Source organism: Acinetobacter sp. YH12128 (genome assembly GCF_013418655.1).
In the GTDB taxonomy this organism is placed as follows: domain Bacteria; phylum Pseudomonadota; class Gammaproteobacteria; order Pseudomonadales; family Moraxellaceae; genus Acinetobacter; species Acinetobacter amyesii.
On the sequence record NZ_VPBO01000008.1, the window covers coordinates 108,994 to 129,481 of the forward strand.

The following is a 20,488-nucleotide window of genomic DNA, read 5'->3' on the forward strand; positions in this document are numbered from 1 at the left end:
TTAGTGCTGTAACACTGAAATATCCGCAACTGCTGTAAATAAGCCACGCAACTGTGCAAGCATACATAAACGGTTTGCTTTCAGGTCTGCATCATCTGCCATCACCATCACACCGTCAAAGAACGCATTGACTGGCGCACGAAGTGCAGCAAGTGCAGAAAGGGCAGCAGTGTAGTCCTTCGCAGCAAATAATGGCTCAACTACAGGTGTGATTTTTGCAAGTTCAGCGAACAATGCTTTTTCAGCATCTTCAACTAAGTTTGCTTCAACGACATTTCCTTCAGGAGCAGCTTCTTTTGCAAGAATGTTTGCAACACGTTTGTTTGCAGCAGCAAGCGCAGCAGCTTCAGGTAAGTCACGGAAATGATTTACCGCATTTACACGTTTATCAAAATCAAGTGGCGATTTTGGAGAAAGTGCTTGAACAGCTTGAATCACATCTACAGCCACGCCTTGGTCTTCGTATTTCGCACGGTAACGACCTTCAAGGAATGCAACTGCATCCGCCAAAGTTTTATCGTGATCTTTAATCACATCGCCATAAGCAGCAAGTGCAAGTTTGATTAGATCTTCAATCGAAACATCTAAATCATTTTCAGTCACAAGACGCAAGATACCAATGGCTGAACGGCGTAGTGCAAACGGGTCTTTAGAACCTGTAGGCGCCTGACCAATACCAAAAATACCTGTCAATGTATCTAAACGGTCAGCAAGCGCAAGCGTTGTACCGGTCTTGGTTTTTGGTAAAACGTCACCTGCAAATTTAGGTAAGTATTGTTCACCTAAAGATTCAGCAACTTCATCATTTTCGCCTTCAATACGTGCGTAGTAAGTACCCGCAATACCTTGAAGCTCAGGGAACTCACCCACAAGTTCAGAAGTTAAGTCGCATTTTGCAAGGAGTGCAGCTTTTTCAGCATCTGCAGGGTTCGCACCTGTGATAGCCGACAAAGCCACAGCCAATTTAGCAATACGTTCAGACTTGTTCCAAAGGGTACCCAATTCAGCTTGGAATACCATATTTGCAAGTTTCTCTTTACGAGATGCAAGTGGTTGCTTTTGGTCTTGTAAGAAGAAGAATTCAGCATCTGACAAACGCGGACGTACAACTTTTTCATTACCTTCAATAATTTGAGACGGATCTTTCGACTCAATGTTTGACACGGTAATGAAGTAAGGTTGAAGTTTATTGTCGCTATTCACTAAGCAGAAGTACTTTTGGTTGTCCTGCATCGTCGTGATGAGTGCTTCTTGAGGAACAGCAAGGAAACGTTCTTCGAAGCTTGCACGAAGAGCAACAGGCCATTCAACCAAAGCAGTTACTTCGTCACGAAGGTCGCTAGGGACAATCGCAATGGCATTCACTTCATCCGCCAAAGCTTTCACTTGTTGGTCGATGATCGCTTGGCGCTCTTCAAAGTTTGCAATCACTTTTGCAGTACGCAGGGCATCAAGATAAGCATCGGCATTTGCAAGTGTAATTGCTTCAGGAGCATGGAAACGGTGACCATAAGTCACGTTACCTGCTTGGTGATCCTGAATCGTTGCTTCAATCACATCACTGTCTTTCAACAACACAACCCATTTTACAGGACGTACAAACTCAGTACGGCTTGCAGCAGAACGCATGCGCTTTGCAATTGGTAAGTTGTCTAAAGCGGCTTGTAAAATTTGTGGAAGTAAAACATCAAGGCTTTGACCTTTTACATCTTTTAAGTAGCACACTTTTTCAACTTTACCTGCTTGGAAAGTTGATACTTGATCAACTGTAATGCCTTGACCGCGCATAAAGCCTTCAAGTGCTTTAGTCGGTTTGCCTTCGGCATCAAATGCTGCTTGTTTTGCAGGGCCATCAAAACGTTTTTGTGTGTCGGCTTGCGCTGCATCAACATTCACAATTTTAAGTGCAAGGCGGCGTGGTGCTGCATAAGCTTCAATTGAATCGAATGCTAGACCTGCGTCTTTTAAGCCTTTTACCGTTTCTGCATGTAGTGCATCACGTAATTTTTTTAAGCTTTTTGGTGGAAGTTCTTCGCAGCCTAATTCGAACAATACTGTATGTTTAGACATTATTTGCTCTCCTTAGATTCTACTTTTGCTTCCGCTTCAACTTGAGCTTTGAGTTGAGCAAGGACTTCGTCACGTAAAGCAGGTTCTGCCATCGGGAAGCCAAGCTTCGCACGCGCAGCGACATAGCTTTGTGCAATAGCACGAGCCAATGTACGGACACGTAAAATGTAACGTTGACGTTCAGTTACTGAAATTGCGCCACGTGCATCAAGCAAGTTAAAGCTATGCGATGCTTTAATTACTTGCTCATAAGCAGGTAGTGGAAGTTCAGCTTCCATTAAACGAGTCGCTTCAGCTTCATAGAAGTCGAATAATTCAAACATTTTTTCAACGTTGGCATATTCAAAGTTATAGGTTGATTGTTCCACTTCGTTTTGGTGGAACACGTCGCCATAAGTTACAGTACCAAACTGACCTTTGGTCCAAACCAAATCATAAACAGAGTCTACACCTTGGAGGTACATCGCCAGACGTTCTAGACCGTAAGTGATTTCACCTGTCACAGGGTAGCACTCAACACCACCGACTTGTTGGAAGTAAGTGAACTGAGTCACTTCCATGCCGTTTAACCAAACTTCCCAACCTAAGCCCCATGCGCCAAGTGTTGGAGATTCCCAGTTGTCTTCCACGAAACGAATGTCGTGAACAAGGGTATCAATACCAATGGCTTTTAATGAATCTAAGTACAACTGTTGGATGTTGTCTGGGTTTGGTTTCAGCACCACTTGGAATTGGTAGTAGTGTTGTAGGCGGTTTGGGTTCTCACCATAACGGCCATCTTTCGGACGGCGAGATGGCTGAACATAAGCAGCATTCCAAGTTTCAGGGCCTAAGGCACGTAGGAAAGTTGCAGTGTGGAATGTACCCGCACCCATTTCCATATCGTATGGTTGAAGAATTACACAGCCTTGTTCAGCCCAGTAGTTTTGTAAGGCAAGAATTAAGCCTTGGAAGGTATCAATATGCGATATGGCGCGACTCATGGTCATCCACTTAAAATTAGATAAAAATTGTGCTCAATTATAAGGATTTTGGGGGTGTGTGGCAAAGGTTTCGCGTGAACAAGTGGGCTTTTAATGCCAGATAGAATAAAGGCACTGCGGGTTTTAAATGAAGCTGAGTATTTATTGGTAAGAATGGTAGCAATAAGAAAGCTTCATCAGTGATACTGTTGTTAACGATGATCATGCTATAAAAATACAATAAAATTTAGGAATAATAAAATTATTCAAAGACTTATGGGTTTTAAATGGTTGCATTGAAAAAAGGAAGACAGCATTCGGGTTCAGATAAAATGTTGTTATTACAAAACCATTTAGGACTTAAATGTGATGCCTATTTTCTTCGTTTTCCTGTGGGTTCAATGATTCCACCACGTCAAGACTCTGTACAATATGGGCAGCATTTTAGGTTGAATATCGTGATTAAAAAATCGAAAGCAGGTGGTGAATTTATATGTGAGCGAAGCATCATTGATTTACCAAGAGTTAAATTATTTAGACCGGATTTGTATCGGCATGAGGTTACAGAAGTGCAGGGCAGCTCACGCTATGTATTAAGTATTGGATGCGTAATCGATTAAATTTGATAGATAAAATTAATATCTTTAAGAAAATTCAGCCTGTCATTTTCAAAAAAATCCCAAATAACCAACAGGGTAATCGGTCTTTTATAACGTCTTTTGCAACTTAGGTGGCTTGGTACAGCATACGAAAATCGAATAAAAAATATCGCCGCTCAATGAACGTTTGCTATATGACTTTGGCGCGTCTATCGTTTAGAGATATTCTCAAAAAAAGAATCAAAATTCACCACTAAAAATTTAGTCGTAAAATAAAAAATGAGCCATTTAGACTCATTTTTTATCAAGGCTTTATGACTCAGATAAGCTTTTGGTTTTATTAATTACAATTTCAACCCGTCGATTTTTCTGACGACCTTCAGGATTGTCCTCACCATTAGATAGGGTATTCGGTTTAAGCGGCTGACTTTCTCCCATTCCGCTGATTTGATAATTTAAATCAATACCTTGCGCTTTAAAATAATCACGCACCGCTTCAGCCCGCTGTAACGACAGTTTTTGGTTGGCGGCATCTGAACCAATATTATCGGTATGGCCAACAATGGCAATAATGCCTTTACCTTTGCTTTTTAAGGTCTGGGCTGCTTGCTGCAACTCAGGTTCAGCTTCGGGTTTTAAATTGGCTTTGCCAAAATCAAACAGCACATCCGAACTTAAATTCACCTGAATATTAAATTCATTATGATTGGCACTTAAATCTGAACCGACAGCCGATAAATTACTGGCTTCTGCCTGAGGTTGACTTGGTTCATATGACTTCGGCTGCTGTTCTGGCACAGTCTGAGAGTTGTCTATTTCCGTGACGTTCTGTTCAGTCTGAGTAGGCGGTGGATCAGTTTTGGAATCTGCACATCCTGCAATCAATAAGCTCAAACTTGCGCTATACAGTAATGTTCTCATTAGCGTTCAACCGGTATGCCGTCAAAAGAACCTGCATTACCTAAATTGATGCTAATGGTCTTGGTGCTTTCAGGCGGCGCAGGGAATTTAAAGGTGAGTAAAATAGGTTCATAACTGGCTTTTTGGATAGCTTTATTTGTTGCATTTAAAGGTGCTGCCATCCAAATGCCAGCATCATCTTGCAGCAGTCCTACTTTTTTGGCTGTGTCATCATCAATATAATTGGTTTGTTCCAAATTGATGGATGTGCTCATAAATTCAGTGTTTCCATTTGGGGCAGGGTTAGGTTGAGCTATCACTTTTACAGTTAAAATTTTTCCAATCACCTTGACGCTTTGTAAACCTAAAGTGCCTTTACTCATGGGGATTTCAGCTAAAGTAGGTTGAGGCGCTGGTGCTTCAACTTGTGGTGCTGGTTCTCGAATAAGATTATCCCCATTTTTTGCAGTTTCAGTTGGGGCCATTTCTTGAGGTGTATTATCATTGGCTGGCGGATTGGCTTGTTGAGGTTCTTTGGAGCAGGCCGATAAACCCAAGCCAAGCACACAGAGGGCACACATTGCGAAGATATTTTTATTCATTCAGAACATCCTTTTTTCAAATATTTTTATAGGTCTTTTGACTATAGGGAATTTTAAACAGCTAGCCTGTCTAGGTTTTGTTGTAAAACGTTAATGAAATAAGAGAGATGAGCAGGTGACTGACTCGTGAGCATTATTCAGTTCTTTCGGCTTTAATTTGGATTAGATATTGTTCAGTAGAAAATTTTATAAGATAAAGGTATAAAATAAATACATCTTATAAGAGACTTCGTTTTATAATCGCCCATCTGTTCGAATAATCAATCAGGCATCTCGTGTTTCACGCAAAATCAGCTTGGCTTAATACACTTAAACCCAACTTTAAAGTTTTACCATTAAAAGATCGCATCCTATGTGGGGTAGGTGCTTTGCTTGGCTTGAGTATTTCTTCGCTGATTAGTTGGTTAGCGCTAGGTGACTTAAATGCATGGTATATCGCCCCGATGGGCGCATCGTCTGTGCTGCTCTTTGCTGTACCTGCTAGTCCTTTGGCACAGCCGTGGAATATGGTGGTCGGTAATAGTCTTGCGGCTTTGATTGGCGTGACTTGTGCGATGTATATTCCTAATTTAACCGAAGCTTTTAGTATCGCAGTTGCATTAGCGATTATCTTAATGATGACCACGGACTCATTGCATCCACCGAGTGGGGCAGTAGCGATTACCGCGGTATTGGGCGGCGAGGCTGTCCATGATTTAGGCTACGCCTTTCTTTTTTATCCAGTCCTTTTAAATTCGGTCCTCTTGATGGTGGTTGCTATTATTTATAACCGATTACTAGGTAAGCAGTATCCACAAAAATCACAAGTTAATACACGGACGACAGATCCAACACCGACACAAAAAGTGTCGATTCAACCTGCGGATATTCAGCAAGTCTTAGAACAGCAAAGTCAGTTACTCGATATCAGTGAATACGACCTACAAAAAATCATTTTAGAAGCACAGCAGTTAGCTAGTCGTCGTGGTCTAAGCCAGTTTCATTGTCGTGATCTCATGAGCCAGCAAGTGATTAGCTTGCGTGCAGAAGATGATATTCAGTCAGCATTGGAAAAGTTTAAACAAGTCAATTTGATGAGTTTGCCAGTGGTGAGTGATCTGGATCGCTTGGTGGGAAATTTGGCTTTATATGATGTAGTGGAATGGTTTAAACGTGCCGCAGACCCCAAAGCCAGTTGGGAAAATCACGTTTATCAAATTATGAATCCCAAAGTGGTGACCGTGCAGCCAGATCAACCGATTGAAGATTTGGTGCCGTATTTTGTGGAAAGATCTTTTAATTATATTCCAGTCGTTGAGCAAAAACGGTTGGTGGGAATGATTAGCCGTGCTGATATGATCGCAGCGTTATATCAACAGTTAAATCAGCAAACAAAATCTTAAGCCTTAAACTTTGATTTAAATTCATCAGACTTAAATATGGTTTTGCCAAAATGTAGGCAAAAAAAAGCTACGGAATCTTGGGGGAGAAACCGTAGCGACCAAACTGGGTCAAGGGATTTTAACGTCTGTCATCATTCACAGTACGGATAGGGTCTGAATAGCCATTGGTACGGAAAAAGTTATCTTGTGCTTTAGGCATGACTAACCATAAAACCAAGTACACCAAAATACCGGGAAAGGCTGCGCTTAAGCATGATACAAAGATAAAAATAATACGCAGTAAATTTGCGTTCCAACCAAAACGTTCAGCAATACCCCCCATCACACCAGCAATCATGTTAGAGCGGTTTGAGCGGTATAAACCAACATTGGCCATTCAGGTCTCCTTAAAAAAATAGAATAAATTTGAATATTTCCAAATTCATATTATAGAAATGGTGACAAGCTTTACGATTTAAAGGGTGCAGAAAAAAAATAAGTAAAGTTATGTAATTTGAAGAATTAGTTTGATTAGTTTGCCTTTAAAATAGCTTGAGTATTAATTAAATAACAACGATAACAATGAGATATGATTAACATATATCGCAAATATATGTATACAGCGTTGATTTTTTGATTACAATATTAAGTCAGCAAGAACTGAAAAAACCAATGAATGATTGGTCTTGGCACATTATATGAAAACATCGGCTTCACCTTTTTTGATGAAATTTGCATATCTTTCAGTGTTTGCAGGAGTGTTCAGCCTCTCTTTTATTGGTTGTAGTCCAACGCATCAACCCGCAGCGGATAAGGGTGAAAGTTCAGCATCAACTGTCGCATCGGAAGTTCAAGCGAAGCAAGATCATGGAAAAAAATTAACCCAAGTGGCAGGGCAGGCGACATTACCGAATGACGATGAAATAAAGTCAGCTCCTGTTCCTGAGCATGCCAAAATTTTTATTGGACGTTTTCATGCCAAAGTAAAATGCGATGACAGTTTTATTCCATGCCCAGAAGGCGATGCGGAGTTCATTCTTAACTTATTACCAGATGGCACGGTACACCGCAGTATTATTCAAATTGGTAAAGTGTTTGCTGAAAAAACCAATACGCCAGGCATTAATGTGAAATACCGTAAGGATACGTGGAGTGTCAATGAAGCACATACCGAGCTGGTGGTTCATCGAAAAGAAGGCGTGAATTTTTATTATCGCGTGATTAATGAAAATAAAATCACTATGGATTTAGACAAAATTCGTCAAGGTGAAGTCGATCGAAATCAGGAATTATTTTCTAAAGGTTATCCTCAGCCGCAACATGCCTATACCTTGTTGAAAGACCCAAATTAAATACTGCGAATGAAGTAAATAAAATTATAAATTGCGTTTGAGTATCGGCGTGAAATTCGTAGTTCTTGGCTAATCGAATGGAATTAGCTAAAAAAAATTGAATTATTAATACGATATAGAATTGGTGGGTTGTGTGGGGTTCGAACCCACGACCAATAGATTAAGAGTCTACTGCTCTACCAACTGAGCTAACAACCCTGAGAAAATTTTAAAAGAGCATTTTAAAATTTTAGCAAGATAAACGAAGCACGTAGTTTTGAATACTAGGGAATATTTGTTATCTAAAATTTTTCAGGTCAAATACTTCATCTAGCAAGACAAGAATGATACTTCGCAACATCGCTATAGCAAAATTTCGAGAATGGCGAATCAAAACCAATAATGGTGATGGTTTGTCTTGGTCGGAACCTGCAGGTTTCTTTTTCTTCAACTGCCGGAAGAAAGAAGCCCTAAGAAAGAATGGTGGGTCGTCCGCGACTCGAACGCGGGACCAATAGATTAAAAGTCTACTGCTCTACCAACTGAGCTAACGACCCTTAGGGGGTATGCACAAGATTGTAATCTAAAACTGGCATTTTAGAAAGATGGTGGGTCGTCCGCGACTCGAACGCGGGACCAATAGATTAAAAGTCTACTGCTCTACCAACTGAGCTAACGACCCATCTTGTGGTATCGAAGGAAATGGTGGGTCGTCCGCGACTCGAACGCGGGACCAATAGATTAAAAGTCTACTGCTCTACCAACTGAGCTAACGACCCATTTCGCTTGATGGTGCGTATTGTAGCAAGATCTGCTTCAAGCGCAAGTAAAAAATCATAAACTTGCTTGTGTTTGATTATAAATACAACAAACTTGCTCATTTTGACGGGTGATTGTCGTCAAAATGAGCAAGTTTGATTTAGAAACGGTATTGATAGGCCTGAATATTGTTATAAATTTCAGGGGTCAAGTCACAATAAGCGCTCGCATTCGGCAGTAAAACCAAGATTCGCTCATCTGTTTGCTTAGGATCAAAGGCTTGTTCTTTCAGCTTGTTTTTTTGGTATTTAAACGTACCTGTGGTTTCGACTTTTTTCTGTACACGTAAAAATACCGGTACAGCATACGTTGGTAAGCATTTTTTAAATTGCAGAACCATTTCACTACAATCTTGTTCGTTGAGTTCGGCACCATCGGTGAGTGTGATGGCAGCCATACCTGCACGGCCATTGGTATCTGGAATTTCTACGCCATAAACCACAGCTTCAGCAATTTTATCGTACTCACTCACCATGTTTTCAACTTCAGTGGTTGAGACGTTTTCACCTTTCCAGCGGAAGGTATCGCCTAGACGGTCGACAAATTGAGCATGTCGGAAGCCAATGTCACGGACCAAGTCGCCAGTATTGAAGTATGAATCACCATGCTTGAACACATCTTTCATAATGACGGATTTGTTTTTTTCCGTGTCGGTATAGCCATCGAAAGGTGAGCGACGGGTAATTTTACCGATGAGTAAGCCGACTTCGCCTTTTTTCACTTTAATGCAGCGACCTTTAGCATCATGTACAGCTTCATTTTTTTCTTTATCAAACTGAATAATGGCATAAGGCGTTGGTGAAAAACCAACAGTGTTATCGAAGTTAAACACATTACTAAAGCCGACGTTGCCTTCACTTGATGCATAGAGTTCAAGGACTTCTTCGACCCCAAAGCGTTCTTTAAACTTATCCCAAATGTTTGGTCGCATGCCGTTACCAATCATTTTTTTCACACGATGGCCTTTTTCAAGGTCTGAATGTGGAGCATCCATCAAATAGCGGCAAAGTTCGCCCACATAGCCAATGGCTGACGCATCAAACTTTTGTACATCTTTCCAAAACGATGAGGTGGAAAACTTGCGACGCAGGGCAAGAGTGGCACTACCGGCAATCACCCCACACCAACAAACTACAGTGCCTGTAGCGTGATAGAGCGGCAAAGTTACGTACATCACATCATCTTTATTCAGATTAAGGACGTGACCATATGTTCCATAAGCCAAAGTCCAACGGCTGTTGGTGAAAATCACCGCTTTAGGTAAGCCTGTTGTCCCAGAGGTGTAGATATAAAATAGGCCGTCTTTGCCTTTTACGCTTGCAGTGGTTGGCGTGTTGAATTTTGGAAATTCATCAATCGCTACTGCAAGGTTTAAAAAGCCTTTAGGTGCTTTACCGGCATCTACACGGGTGGCCTGATCTGCGAACCAATGTAAACGATCTGCAGCCACACTGAGATCATTACGAATCTCTTCTACGGCTTGACGGCATTCTTCGCCCACAATTACCGCAATTGGGTTTACTAAGTTGATACTGTGTGTCAGGACTTTGCCGACTTGTGAGGTGTTGACCAAGGCACTAGTGACGCCAATTTTGGCTAATGCCACGATAGTTGCCACGAGTTCAGATCGGTTCTCGATCATCACTGCAATCACATCACCTTTTTTTGCACCGAGTGCTAGGTAATAGTGACCAATTTGATTGGCCCATTCATTTAATTCGTTATAGGTATATTTTTGCTCTTCAAAATAAAGTGCATAACCTTTGGGATTACGCTTTACGGCTTTTTCAAATGCAATTCCTAAGCCTGCGGAAGTATTTGGGGTACGTAAATAGGCTTGCTTTAGACCACTCAACAGGTTGGGTACTTTGCTAATGAACGCGGGAATTTTTGCTGCAACATCAGCAATCCCAATAAGGTCGTGTTGTGTAGTTTGGCTCATGTGAATCCTATTTATTTTTCGTAATCCGATACGGTCTATTTCTTTGCAATGAAATTTGCAGCAAATTCTACAATTGTCTTTTAATCGTTTCGATCTAGTGCAATCAACCTAATTTGACAAAAGTATCAAAAAAAAACCAGTCACCGAAATGACTGGATTTTTTTATTCACCTGCAAAATAGCAAATTACTGCTCAGTTGCGGTGTTTGCTTTTTTCGGTGGACGACCGCGAGGACGACGAGGGCGTGCAGGTTTTTCACCTTCAGCGGCCGAGTTCTCGTCTACAGGAACCTCAACTTTTTGTTCCGCTTCAACGGCTTGAGCTTTTTCTTCTACTGGTTTAGTAGGAGCTTCAGACACTTCTTCCGTCTTTTCAGGCTGCGCACTCACATCCAGTTCAGCTTGAACGGGTGTCGGTACTTCAGCTTGAGCGGGCACAGGTGCTTCAGTTTGAACTGCAACGTCGGATACATTGGCTTCAACTGTAGCAGCTTTAGCTTCTGCAACTACAGGCGCCTCAACAGCAGTGTCTGCGACAGGCGTAGCTTCCACCTCAGCATGTGCTTTTGCTTGGTCGTGTTTCGCTTGTTCAGCGGCAAGTTTAGCAAGGCGACGACGCTCGCGTGGGTCATTAGCAACACGTTTATCTGACACAGGCTTTGGTGGTGTCAAATCCAACATTGGCGCTGGTTCAGCTTCAGGTGCAGCTTTTGCAACTTGAACATCACGAGTGACGGGCTTTTTCTCTACAGCTGCTTCAGCTGCGGGTGTAGTCAAAGTCGCGGCATATTCTTCCGTGAATTTTTGCAATGCACGGTTGAATGTTGGAATTAAGCCAAATTGCTCAATCAGTACAGAGCAGTCTTCACCGTATACATGCTTAATCAAGCTGCTTACAGTGTATTGACTTAGTGTCGGCACTTGAGATGGCGCAATTTTCGGAGCCTGTGCTTGTTGAGCACGAGCTTCACGCTGTTCGCGGCGGCGTTGACGTGGGTCATTGCTTGCACGAGACGGTTTTTGCTGTGCATGCTGTGGTTTATGCGCTGCTTCTTTTGTTTCAGTCGCAGGTTTTTCCACTTTTGCTGCTTCAACGACAGCGGCCTTTTCGACAACTGGGGTTTCTATAGTTTTTTCAACTGCTGGAGCAGTATTTAGTGCTACGATTTCGCTTTGAGCTTGATCAACATTCACCACAAGTGCTGTTGGCATCACGTCTTGACGTGGTGCATCAACAACTTCAACTTTAGGTTGACGTTGATTGCGGTTTTCAGGTTGTTGCTCAGCTGCAACTTCCTGAGCAATCGCTTGCTCGTTCAATACGCTTTGATCGCGGTGGCGATTTGGGCGATTTGGACGTTGTTGGTTGTTGCGGTCGCGACGCGGAACAGACTGCGGTTGTTCATTGTTTTGAACATCTTGCTGCACTTGTTCGTTGTTGTGTTGACGGCGTGAGTTACGACGGTTTTCACGTTGGTCTTGACGGTTGTCTTGGCGCGGTTCTTGACGTTCAGAACGTTGCTCTTGGCGTTCGTTTTGACGTGCTTCGTTATTACGCTGTTCTTGACGGTCTTGACGTGAAGGTTGTAACACTTCTTCATGAACTTGATGCAGTTGAGCTTCTTGTTCACGTGGTTCTTTATGCTTAGTACGCTTTTTATTGTGACGTTTTTCTTCACGTTCAGCTTTTTCTGAATGGCTGTCACGTTCTTGTTTGTGCACAACAGTAGAAGGTGCAAGGTAAGCATTATTATCTGCGACAACAGCAGGCGCTGCCGATGTAGGGGTAATTTGACCAAACTGGCCACGGCTTGCAGCACCGCCATTCACCATTTGTTCAATTGCAGCAGCAGCATTGTTTGCAGTGCGAGACTGGTCAACGGTTGCAGCTTGTTTTTGAACAAATAAGTTTTCTAACCATGCACATGGACTAGATGATGCAGCAGGAGCTGCAACTTGTGCAGGTGCTTGTTGAGCAGCAACAGGTTGTTGCTTATTCTTTTTGTGGCCTTTTTCTTGTTGTTGTACAGGTGCTTGTTGCTGAGCAGCAGCGGCCTGTTCTTCACCTAAATGCCACTCAGATGCTTCGTAACCCAATTCTTTTTCACTAGAACGTGTTGCTTCAGTGCGTTCATAGCTTGTCGGTGCAAAACCTTCAGGGTTATACGAAATTTCGTAATGTGGTGTTTCAAGGTGAGGGTGTGGAAGTACGGTCACACGAACATTTGAAGTTTGCTCAAGATATACAAGGCTGTGACGCTTTTCATTCAATAGGAATGCAGCAATTTCAACAGGCACTTCAACTTGAACTTCACCATGACGTTCGCGTAGCGCAATTTCTTCCACTTTACGCATAATTGAAAGTGATAAAGAGCGTAGGTCACGTACCATACCTGTACCATGACAGCGTGGGCACACATAACCTGTGGCTTCTTCAAGCGATGGACGTAAGCGTTGACGGCTCATTTCCATCAAACCAAAGCGTGACAATTGACCGAATTGGATACGTGCACGGTCGCTTTGTGTTGCTTCACGAAGTTTAGCTTCAACCATACGTTGGTTACGGTCTTTGGTCATGTCGATGAAGTCGATCACAACTAAACCACCGATATCACGTAAACGTAATTGGCGAGCAATTTCTTCTGCAGCTTCAAGGTTGGTATTTAGCGCTGTATCTTCTACATCGCTACCACGTGTTGATTTTGCAGAGTTAATATCAATTGAAACCAATGCTTCAGTTTGGTCAATCACAATTGAACCACCAGAAGGAAGTTTTACTTCACGTTCATAGGCCGTTTGGATTTGACTTTCGATACCAAAATGAGCAAATAACGGTTCATTTAAAGTATAGGTTTTTAATTTGTCGATTTGACGTGGCATCACCGCTTTAACAAAGTTATAGGCTTCGTTATACGCTTGCTCAGAGTCAATCAGAATTTCAGCAACATCATCACGTAAATAGTCACGGATCGCACGTGTAACCACACCGGCTTCTTGGTGAACCAACATTGGTGATGGACCTGAACTTGATGTGCTTTGGATTTGTGCCCAAAGGTCAAGCAAGTGTTGAAGGTCAAGTTGGAGTTCTTCTTGAGAACGACCAATACCAGCAGTACGTACAATCACGCTCATGCCACGAGGGACATTTAAAGACGCCAACATTTCTTTCAATTCTTCACGAACTGAACCTGAAATTTGACGGCTAATACCGCCACCTTTCGGGTTGTTTGGCATCAAAACCAAATAACGACCAGCAAGTGAGATAAATGTAGAAAGGGCAGCACCTTTATTACCACGTTCTTCTTTTTCCACTTGAACTAAAAGCTCAGTGCCTTCAGTGATCAATTCGCGGATGTTTGAAGTTTGGCGAGGATCTGCTTTGTAATAAGAATTAGCGATTTCGCGCATCGACAAGAAACCTTGACGACCTGCACCGTATTCAACAAATACAGCTTCTAAAGACGGCTCTACGCGAGTCACATGACCTTTATAGATATTCGATTTTTTTTGTTCACGGGTACGATTCTCTAAGTCAAAATCGTAAAGACGCTGACCAGTGACAAGTGCAACGCGAATTTCTTCGGCATGTGTTGCATTAATCAACATACGTTTCATGGGTGTAACACCTAATAGTGATACACAGAAGAACATCGCCTGACTCGTAGCGAGCATCAGATAGCATGGATCAAGTTGCACAGATCGAAAAACATCATCTGTGCATGTGTACCGACCTTCTTTGGGTGGGCAACGGTTTTTGATTCACGTATTGATGATGGCAATACGGCTTCAATCTTTTAAACGATTAAAGTCACCTGAACGCGTTTCACTGGCGGACAAACGGTGCATTGGATGTGAGTAACTTTCACTGTCACATTGCTCGAAGAGCATCCATTCATATCTGATAGAGCGTCTTGATACGGAATTATCATCGTACCTTTACAAACTGTGCAGATCCAATGCATCAAACGTTGTGGCCTGAACACGATTTCCAGGGAGCGACTGGTCTGATGTGTATCAGTTTACGTTTAAAAACCAACCTTGGTTGGCACATATTTTTTTGGGGCAAACTGTTTTATGTACCTACGGCACAATTAAACGCAACAGTTTGCAGTTTTGCCGATATAATAAGCCTTCGGCGTCGGCATAATTCTTTTGGGACCTTTCCGAGCTAAATGAGTAATTGCTTGAAAGTTCAATGACAGTAAATACTGAAATGAATCAACTTTTACTCAGTTACGGTGGTTTCCGTGCGCTGACTATATCAAACCTTGCATCATCTGCCTATGGGCTAAGCTTATGTTTCTTGCGAAAAGTATAGCTTGAATGATCAGTTTTTAATCAATTTTAGTATTTTTTTAGGTCACAGTAACTGTATGAATTCTACGCAAGAATGGCAAAGCGTCACCTGGTTTGAAGTGGACGAGCATCAGGCGGGTCAACGTATTGATAATTTCCTGTTTAGTCGTCTTAAAGGTGTGCCTAAAAGTCGCATTTATCGTCTGATTCGTGAAAGCCAAGTTCGCGTCAATAAAAAACGTGTCAAAGCAGAAACCAAACTCAATATTGGTGACCAAATCCGTGTTGCCCCAATTCGCTATGAGCAAAAAGATGAGTCTGCGGTTCCCGTATCGGACAAAGTCGCGCAAAGCTTACTGAGCCGTGTGGTGTATGAAGATGAAGGCTTAATGGTGGTAAACAAACCTTCTGGTATTGCTGTTCACGGCGGTAGTGGTGTGGCGTATGGCTTGATCGAAGGTTTACGTGCCGCTACAGGGAAGAAATACCTAGAGCTGATTCACCGAATTGACCGCGACACTTCTGGTTTGGTGATGATTTCGAAAAAACGTAGCGTGTTAAAAAGCCTGCAAGACATGTTGCGTGAGCACAAAATCCAAAAAACCTACGCTGCTGTGGTGAAAGGCGTGGTGAGTTTGGATAAACAGCTGATTGATCAGCCTTTGCATCGTTATGAATTGGCGAATGGCGAGCGTCGTGTACGTGTATCACCTAAAGAAGGTAAAGAGTCGAAGACACTGTGGAATGTGAAAGAACGTTTTATGCATGCCACATTGGTGTATGCGTCGCCACTTTCGGGCCGTACCCATCAGATCCGTGTACATGGTTTAAGTATTGGTCATCCATTGGTGGGCGATGAAAAATATGGTCATGAAACAGAATACCGTGGTCCAAAGCCACGTCGTTTATGTCTGCATGCCATGCGTTTAGAAATTCCGGGTTACCAAACCATTGAAGCGCCCTTGCCAGAAGATATGCAAAGCCTTGTGGCGCAGCTACGCGCGCAAAAAGCCGACAAAGTGGTGAAGTCTTCAGAAGATGACGAGTAAGTTTTAAATACGAGACTTCTCTCCCTGAGCAGGACTGCTTCGTAAGTTTTCTTTCTCCCTCTCCTTTAAGGAGAGGGCCGGGGTGAGGTAAATAAATTGATGCACTCCAGAATCTGAATTACCAAACACTGAATCAAATCTAGGAAAACGTATGAACTCAGCTGTAAAACTAGTCATTTTCGATTGGGATGGCACTTTATTTGATTCTGTGGGTCAAATTGTAGCGAGTTTAAAATTTGCAGCAGATCAATATTCACAGCCGCTGACTGATGCTGATGCGAAAAGTATTATTGGTTTAGGTCTGCCGGAAGTTGCACAGCGTTTATTTCCGACGGTTCCTGAATTGCACAGCGAAATTTTGCAAAGCTATGCCGATCACTATGTGGCCCATTCCAAAGGGGATATGTGGTTTGATGGTGTCGCTAACATGTTGCAGGAATTACGCGATGCCGGTCTACAATTGGCTGTTGCAACAGGAAAAAGCCGTAAAGGGCTAGACCGTGTCTTGGCTCAAACGCAAAGTCATGAATTGTTTCGTGCGACACGTGCAGCCAGTGAAACCAAATCTAAGCCAGATCCGTTGATGTTGGCAGAAATTTTGGCGGAAACGGGACTACGTGCCGATCAAGCCATTATGGTCGGTGATACGTCGTATGACTTGGAAATGGCACTGAATATTCAGATGCCACGTGTAGGCGTGAGCTATGGAGTGCATACTGTAGAAACACTCCAGTGTTTTCAACCCTTACATATTGCACATAGCGTAGGTGATTTGACTGAATTTCTACTAGAACACGTGAAATTACGTCTAGCTGTATAGTTTTAGATACAAACGAGTAAAAAGGGTGAAACTGGTTTTCACCTTTTTTATTGCCAATCATAGGGGGTAATACATCATTCATCTCTTTTGAGAAGTATTGAACTGAATTATTTTAAAAAACTGATAACACTAGATTTTTTAACAATAACAAGCGGTCCTCAAGCTGATTTATCTGTGTAGTTTGGCGCGACTATTTGCTTTTTTAGCACAAGCCAGGATAGGGTTTTGTTTGAATTTTATGATTTATCTTGTTGTTATTTATTGAATTATTTTTATTTGAAGAAAGTGGCGTACTTAATTTATCATAATTGAACATTGTTATTCGGGTATTAGGCTGACGCTAAAATAATCTTTCAATCTTATCTTTTAGTCGTATAAGCCAAGTTTTTTGGTCGAGATTCAGATTTAAGGACGAAAAAAATAGTGAATTTTATTTAATTATTTTGACTTAAGTTTTTGAATATTAATAATAAATAATGATTAATTTATAGCTAATAGCTATAGTCATAAATAAAATAAGTATTGGTATTCACTTTCTAAAATCTCGATGCTAAATGCATCTAAACATAACGTGTAGTATGTCAAGTGAAATGCTTTAGGCGAATCCTGACATGACTTTCATCACTTTGATTTTGATGGTGATCGGGATGAAACACGTTGTGCATCCAATTTTTGCAGTTTAAGGAAACATTGATGTCGAATTCTGCTGTTGTTGAATCAGTTGCGCAAGCATTACGCGATGCGGAAGTAAATCAGGCTGCGATTGCACCGATCCGTCCACAACTTGGTGGTGAAAGTGCTGATGTAGATATTGCTTATGCCGTTCAAGAAGTGAATACCAAACGTGCGGTGGCAGAAGGTCGTCGCCTTGTAGGTCGTAAAATTGGCTTAACTTCAAAAGTTGTACAAGCGCAGTTAGGCGTTGATCAACCTGACTTCGGTATGTTGTTTGCTGACATGGCGTATGGCGATGGTGAAGAAATCCCTGCTGGTTTATTGATTCAGCCAAAAGTTGAAGCAGAAATTGCTTTGGTGATTAACCAAGATTTGACCAAAGAAAAACACACCTATGCAGACATTATGAGTGCAACAGAATATGCACTGCCTGCCATTGAAGTGGTCGATAGCCGTATCGAAAACTGGAAAATCTCGTTGATTGATACTGTGGCAGATAACGCATCTTCAGCAGGTTTTGTACTGGGTTCTAAGCCTGTAAAACTTGCAGATCTTGACCTTGTAAATTGCAAAATGGTCATGACGCGTGGTGAAGAAGTAGTTTCACAAGGTGTGGGTAAAGCATGTCTTTCTAACCCATTAAATGCAGCAGTGTGGTTGGCTGACGAAATGGTTCGTCGAGGTCGTCCATTGCTTGCAGGTGACATCGTATTGACCGGTGCTTTAGGCCCAATGGTTGTGGCAAATCCTGGTGATGAATTCAAAGTTGAAATTGAAGGCTTTGGTTCTGTGACTGCAGCATTTGCAGCGAAATAAGCTTGGGTTTTACGGAATTTTTAAGAGTACACATTCATGAAAAAGATTAAATGTGCATTGATCGGTCCAGGGAACATTGGTACTGACTTGCTTTACAAACTTCAACGCAGCGAATTTTTAGAACCAGTATGGATGGTCGGTATTGACCCAACGTCTGAAGGTTTGGCTCGCGCTGCAAAAATGGGTTTGAAAACCACTGCCGAAGGCGTAGATGGTTTACTTCCACACGTGCTTGAAGACGAAATTAAAATCGCATTTGATGCAACTTCTGCTTATGTACACGCTGAAAACAGCCGTAAGCTGAACGAGCTTGGCGTGTTGATGATTGACTTGACTCCAGCTGCAATCGGTCCTTACTGCGTACCACCTGTCAACCTTGAAGCATTGCTTGAACAAGGCGAAGTGCCAAACGTCAACATGGTGACTTGTGGTGGTCAGGCAACTATTCCTATGGTTGCAGCGATTTCTCGCGTTCAGCCTGTGAACTATGGTGAAATCATCGCGACTGTATCGACTAAATCAGTAGGTCCAGGTACACGTAAAAACATTGATGAATTTACTCGTACGACTGCCGGCGCTATTGAAAAAGTGGGCGGTGCGAAACAAGGTAAAGCGATCATCATCATTAACCCTGCTGAGCCACCACTGATGATGCGTGATACTGTTCACTGTCTTGTTGAAGGTGAACCAGATCAAGCAGCAATCACTGAATCTGTACATGCGATGATTCTTGAAGTTCAAAAATATGTACCAGGTTACAAACTTGTAAATGGTCCTGTATTTGACGGTAACCGTGTTTCAATCTTCTTAGAAGTTGAAGGTTTAGGTGATTATCTTCCTAAATATGCAGGTAACCTTGACATCATGACTGCGGCAGCTGCACGTACTGCAGAAATGTTTGCAGAACGCGTATTAAACACTGCTGAAGCTTAAGGAATACCAAAATGTCTAAGATTATTATTAATGATATGACTTTACGTGATGGTATGCACCCGATGCGCCATCAAACTACACCTGAACAAATGGTTGCCATTGCAACTGCTTTGGATGATGCAGGTGTACCTTTAATCGAAGTTACGCATGGTGACGGCTTAGGCGGTAACTCTGTGAACTATGGTTTTGCAGCAGCAACCGATGAAGAATACCTAAAAGCGGTGATTCCAAACCTGAAACAGGCGAAAGTATCTGCACTTTTACTTCCTGGTATTGGTACGGTTGACCATTTGAAAATGGCACATGATGTAGGCGTATCAACCATTCGTGTAGCAACACATTCAACAGAAGCGGATGTGTCTGAACAGCACATTACCGCTGCGCGTAAACTGGGCATGGACACTGTGGGCTTCTTGATGATGGCGCACATGGCATCTCCAGAAAAACTACTGGAAGAAGCGCAAAAAATGGTGTCTTACGGTGCGAACTGTATTTATGTCACTGACTCCGCAGGTTATATGCTGCCACAAGACGTGACTGACCGCGTGGGTATTTTACGTGCCAACCTGGCTTCAGAGATCGAAATCGGTTTCCACGGTCACCATAACTTAGGTATGGGTGTTGCGAACTCTGTTTCAGCGGTTCAAGCTGGTGCAACGCGTGTCGATTTAGCTTCTGCAGGTTTAGGTGCAGGTGCCGGTAATACTCCACTTGAATTGTTTGTTGCGGTTGCCAACCGCATGCAAATGGAGATAGGTGTGGACTTGTTTAAAGTGCAAGATGTTGCGGAAGATTTAATCATTCCAATGATGACACATCAGATCCGTGCTGACCGTGATGCAGCAACTTTAGGTTATGCCGGTGTTTACTCATCATTCTTGTTATTCGCGAAACGTGCTGAAGCGAAATATGGCGTGTCTGCGCGTGAAATTCTTCTTGAGCTTGGTCGTCGTGGTACTGTTGGTGGTCAAGAAGATATGATCGAAGATTTGGCATTGACCATGTCGAAAGCCAAAGAAGCCAATGCTTAATTTGCTTTAAATCAAAAAGCGCCCGAAATGGGCGCTTTTTTTATGTCTGAAGTGGCTGTGTTGGTTTGAGATGGGCTTGAGATTACGTTGAGATTGATTTGAGGCATGAAAAGTGGATTGAAATAAGAAATGTCTTACGAACCAATGGCTGATTTCGAGCAGCCATAGTAGTAAAATTTAACTTTAAGTTGTTGATGATTATATAAATTAAATATCATGTTATATCTAAATTTTATAACTAAAATAAGGATAAATCTCAGCAAAAAACTTTGATTAAACTTAA

At 42.2% G+C, this 20,488-nt stretch carries 15 protein-coding genes, 4 tRNA genes and 1 pseudogene; 9 read left to right on the plus strand and 11 right to left on the minus strand.

Annotated features, from left to right (window positions below; all coding sequences use genetic code 11):
- Complete coding sequence (gene glyS / locus FTU64_RS06085; RefSeq protein ID WP_180059396.1) at window positions 1-2,070, minus strand: glycine--tRNA ligase subunit beta; 2,070 nt, start codon at window positions 2,068-2,070, stop codon at window positions 1-3.
- The gene (glyQ, locus tag FTU64_RS06090) at window positions 2,070-3,053 is read right to left on the minus strand and encodes a glycine--tRNA ligase subunit alpha (protein WP_067666981.1); all 984 of its coding nucleotides are present in this window, start codon (window positions 3,051-3,053) and stop codon (window positions 2,070-2,072) included. The genes glyS and glyQ overlap by 1 nt, the downstream gene beginning before the upstream one ends.
- 266 nt (window positions 3,054-3,319) lie before the next feature.
- Between glyQ and FTU64_RS06095 the strand changes: the two genes are divergently transcribed.
- Window positions 3,320-3,652: a 2OG-Fe(II) oxygenase gene (locus tag FTU64_RS06095; protein WP_180054314.1), complete on the plus strand. Its 333-nt coding sequence runs from the start codon at window positions 3,320-3,322 to the stop codon at window positions 3,650-3,652.
- Between the two features lie 291 nt (window positions 3,653-3,943).
- Here FTU64_RS06095 and FTU64_RS06100 read toward each other — a convergent pair whose 3' ends face one another.
- A complete protein-coding gene (locus FTU64_RS06100; RefSeq protein WP_180054316.1) occupies window positions 3,944-4,552 on the minus strand; it encodes an OmpA family protein in 609 nt (202 codons plus the stop codon).
- Window positions 4,552-5,133: a hypothetical protein gene (locus tag FTU64_RS06105; RefSeq protein ID WP_180054318.1), complete on the minus strand. Its 582-nt coding sequence runs from the start codon at window positions 5,131-5,133 to the stop codon at window positions 4,552-4,554. Before FTU64_RS06105 ends, FTU64_RS06100 begins: the two co-directional genes overlap by 1 nt.
- Before the next feature lie 275 nt (window positions 5,134-5,408).
- Between FTU64_RS06105 and FTU64_RS06110 the strand changes: the two genes are divergently transcribed.
- On the plus strand, window positions 5,409-6,515 hold the full coding sequence (locus FTU64_RS06110; RefSeq protein WP_168377935.1) for an HPP family protein: 1,107 nt from the start codon (window positions 5,409-5,411) through the stop codon (window positions 6,513-6,515).
- A 118-nt stretch (window positions 6,516-6,633) separates the two neighbouring features.
- Here FTU64_RS06110 and FTU64_RS06115 read toward each other — a convergent pair whose 3' ends face one another.
- Window positions 6,634-6,891 carry a PspC domain-containing protein gene (locus tag FTU64_RS06115; RefSeq protein WP_078189754.1) on the minus strand — a complete coding sequence of 86 codons (258 nt, stop codon included), beginning with the start codon at window positions 6,889-6,891 and terminating at the stop codon, window positions 6,634-6,636.
- A 301-nt stretch (window positions 6,892-7,192) separates the two neighbouring features.
- Between FTU64_RS06115 and FTU64_RS06120 the strand changes: the two genes are divergently transcribed.
- The gene (locus FTU64_RS06120) at window positions 7,193-7,846 is read left to right on the plus strand and encodes a hypothetical protein (protein ID WP_180059397.1); all 654 of its coding nucleotides are present in this window, start codon (window positions 7,193-7,195) and stop codon (window positions 7,844-7,846) included.
- A 122-nt stretch (window positions 7,847-7,968) separates the two neighbouring features.
- On the opposite strand, the gene FTU64_RS06125 is transcribed toward FTU64_RS06120, so the two are convergent.
- The 6 genes from FTU64_RS06125 to FTU64_RS06150 form a co-directional block, all read right to left on the minus strand.
- A tRNA-Lys gene (locus tag FTU64_RS06125) sits at window positions 7,969-8,044 on the minus strand.
- A gap of 262 nt (window positions 8,045-8,306) precedes the next feature.
- A tRNA-Lys gene (locus tag FTU64_RS06130) sits at window positions 8,307-8,382 on the minus strand.
- 49 nt (window positions 8,383-8,431) lie between these two features.
- Window positions 8,432-8,507, minus strand: a tRNA-Lys gene (locus tag FTU64_RS06135).
- A 21-nt stretch (window positions 8,508-8,528) separates the two neighbouring features.
- Window positions 8,529-8,604 (minus strand) — tRNA-Lys (locus FTU64_RS06140).
- 140 nt (window positions 8,605-8,744) lie between these two features.
- Window positions 8,745-10,586 carry a long-chain-acyl-CoA synthetase gene (locus FTU64_RS06145; RefSeq protein WP_180059398.1) on the minus strand — a complete coding sequence of 614 codons (1,842 nt, stop codon included), beginning with the start codon at window positions 10,584-10,586 and terminating at the stop codon, window positions 8,745-8,747.
- A gap of 185 nt (window positions 10,587-10,771) precedes the next feature.
- A complete protein-coding gene (locus FTU64_RS06150) occupies window positions 10,772-14,200 on the minus strand; it encodes an Rne/Rng family ribonuclease (protein ID WP_180059399.1) in 3,429 nt (1,142 codons plus the stop codon).
- 394 nt (window positions 14,201-14,594) lie between these two features.
- Here FTU64_RS06150 and FTU64_RS16490 point away from each other — a divergent pair.
- From FTU64_RS16490 to dmpG, 6 genes and pseudogenes are all read left to right on the plus strand, one after another.
- Window positions 14,595-14,903, plus strand: a pseudogene (locus tag FTU64_RS16490) (hypothetical protein).
- Window positions 14,904-14,958: 55 nt separating this feature from the next.
- Window positions 14,959-15,930 (plus strand): RluA family pseudouridine synthase, encoded by a 972-nt coding sequence (locus FTU64_RS06155; protein WP_180021156.1) that lies wholly within the window; start codon window positions 14,959-14,961, stop codon window positions 15,928-15,930.
- Between the two features lie 151 nt (window positions 15,931-16,081).
- A complete protein-coding gene (locus FTU64_RS06160; protein ID WP_180059400.1) occupies window positions 16,082-16,750 on the plus strand; it encodes an HAD-IA family hydrolase in 669 nt (222 codons plus the stop codon).
- 693 nt (window positions 16,751-17,443) lie between these two features.
- Entirely contained in the window at window positions 17,444-18,241 is a 798-nt protein-coding gene (gene mhpD, locus FTU64_RS06165) for a 2-keto-4-pentenoate hydratase (RefSeq protein ID WP_180059401.1), read from the plus strand.
- Window positions 18,242-18,277: 36 nt separating this feature from the next.
- Window positions 18,278-19,174, plus strand: coding sequence for an acetaldehyde dehydrogenase (acetylating) (locus FTU64_RS06170; protein WP_180059402.1), 897 nt, complete (start codon window positions 18,278-18,280; stop codon window positions 19,172-19,174).
- 11 nt (window positions 19,175-19,185) lie between these two features.
- Entirely contained in the window at window positions 19,186-20,205 is a 1,020-nt protein-coding gene (gene dmpG, locus FTU64_RS06175; RefSeq protein ID WP_180059403.1) for a 4-hydroxy-2-oxovalerate aldolase, read from the plus strand.
- Window positions 20,206-20,488: the final 283 nt, after the last annotated feature.

Bases quoted from the DNA above. Each gene is read 5' to 3' on its own strand.
- FTU64_RS06145 (WP_180059398.1), bottom strand. From the start codon at position 10,586: ATGAGCCAAACTACACAACACGACCTTATTGGGATTGCTGATGTTGCA.
- FTU64_RS06150 (WP_180059399.1), bottom strand. From the start codon at position 14,200: ATGAAACGTATGTTGATTAATGCAACACATGCCGAAGAAATTCGCGTT.
- FTU64_RS06170 (WP_180059402.1), top strand. From the start codon at position 18,278: ATGAAAAAGATTAAATGTGCATTGATCGGTCCAGGGAACATTGGTACT.
- FTU64_RS06105 (WP_180054318.1), bottom strand. From the start codon at position 5,133: ATGAATAAAAATATCTTCGCAATGTGTGCCCTCTGTGTGCTTGGCTTG.
- FTU64_RS06095 (WP_180054314.1), top strand. From the start codon at position 3,320: ATGGTTGCATTGAAAAAAGGAAGACAGCATTCGGGTTCAGATAAAATG.
- mhpD (WP_180059401.1), top strand. From the start codon at position 17,444: ATGTCGAATTCTGCTGTTGTTGAATCAGTTGCGCAAGCATTACGCGAT.
- glyS (WP_180059396.1), bottom strand. From the start codon at position 2,070: ATGTCTAAACATACAGTATTGTTCGAATTAGGCTGCGAAGAACTTCCA.
- glyQ (WP_067666981.1), bottom strand. From the start codon at position 3,053: ATGAGTCGCGCCATATCGCATATTGATACCTTCCAAGGCTTAATTCTT.
- FTU64_RS06120 (WP_180059397.1), top strand. From the start codon at position 7,193: ATGAAAACATCGGCTTCACCTTTTTTGATGAAATTTGCATATCTTTCA.
- FTU64_RS06160 (WP_180059400.1), top strand. From the start codon at position 16,082: ATGAACTCAGCTGTAAAACTAGTCATTTTCGATTGGGATGGCACTTTA.
- FTU64_RS06115 (WP_078189754.1), bottom strand. From the start codon at position 6,891: ATGGCCAATGTTGGTTTATACCGCTCAAACCGCTCTAACATGATTGCT.
- dmpG (WP_180059403.1), top strand. From the start codon at position 19,186: ATGTCTAAGATTATTATTAATGATATGACTTTACGTGATGGTATGCAC.
- FTU64_RS06155 (WP_180021156.1), top strand. From the start codon at position 14,959: ATGAATTCTACGCAAGAATGGCAAAGCGTCACCTGGTTTGAAGTGGAC.
- FTU64_RS06100 (WP_180054316.1), bottom strand. From the start codon at position 4,552: ATGAGAACATTACTGTATAGCGCAAGTTTGAGCTTATTGATTGCAGGA.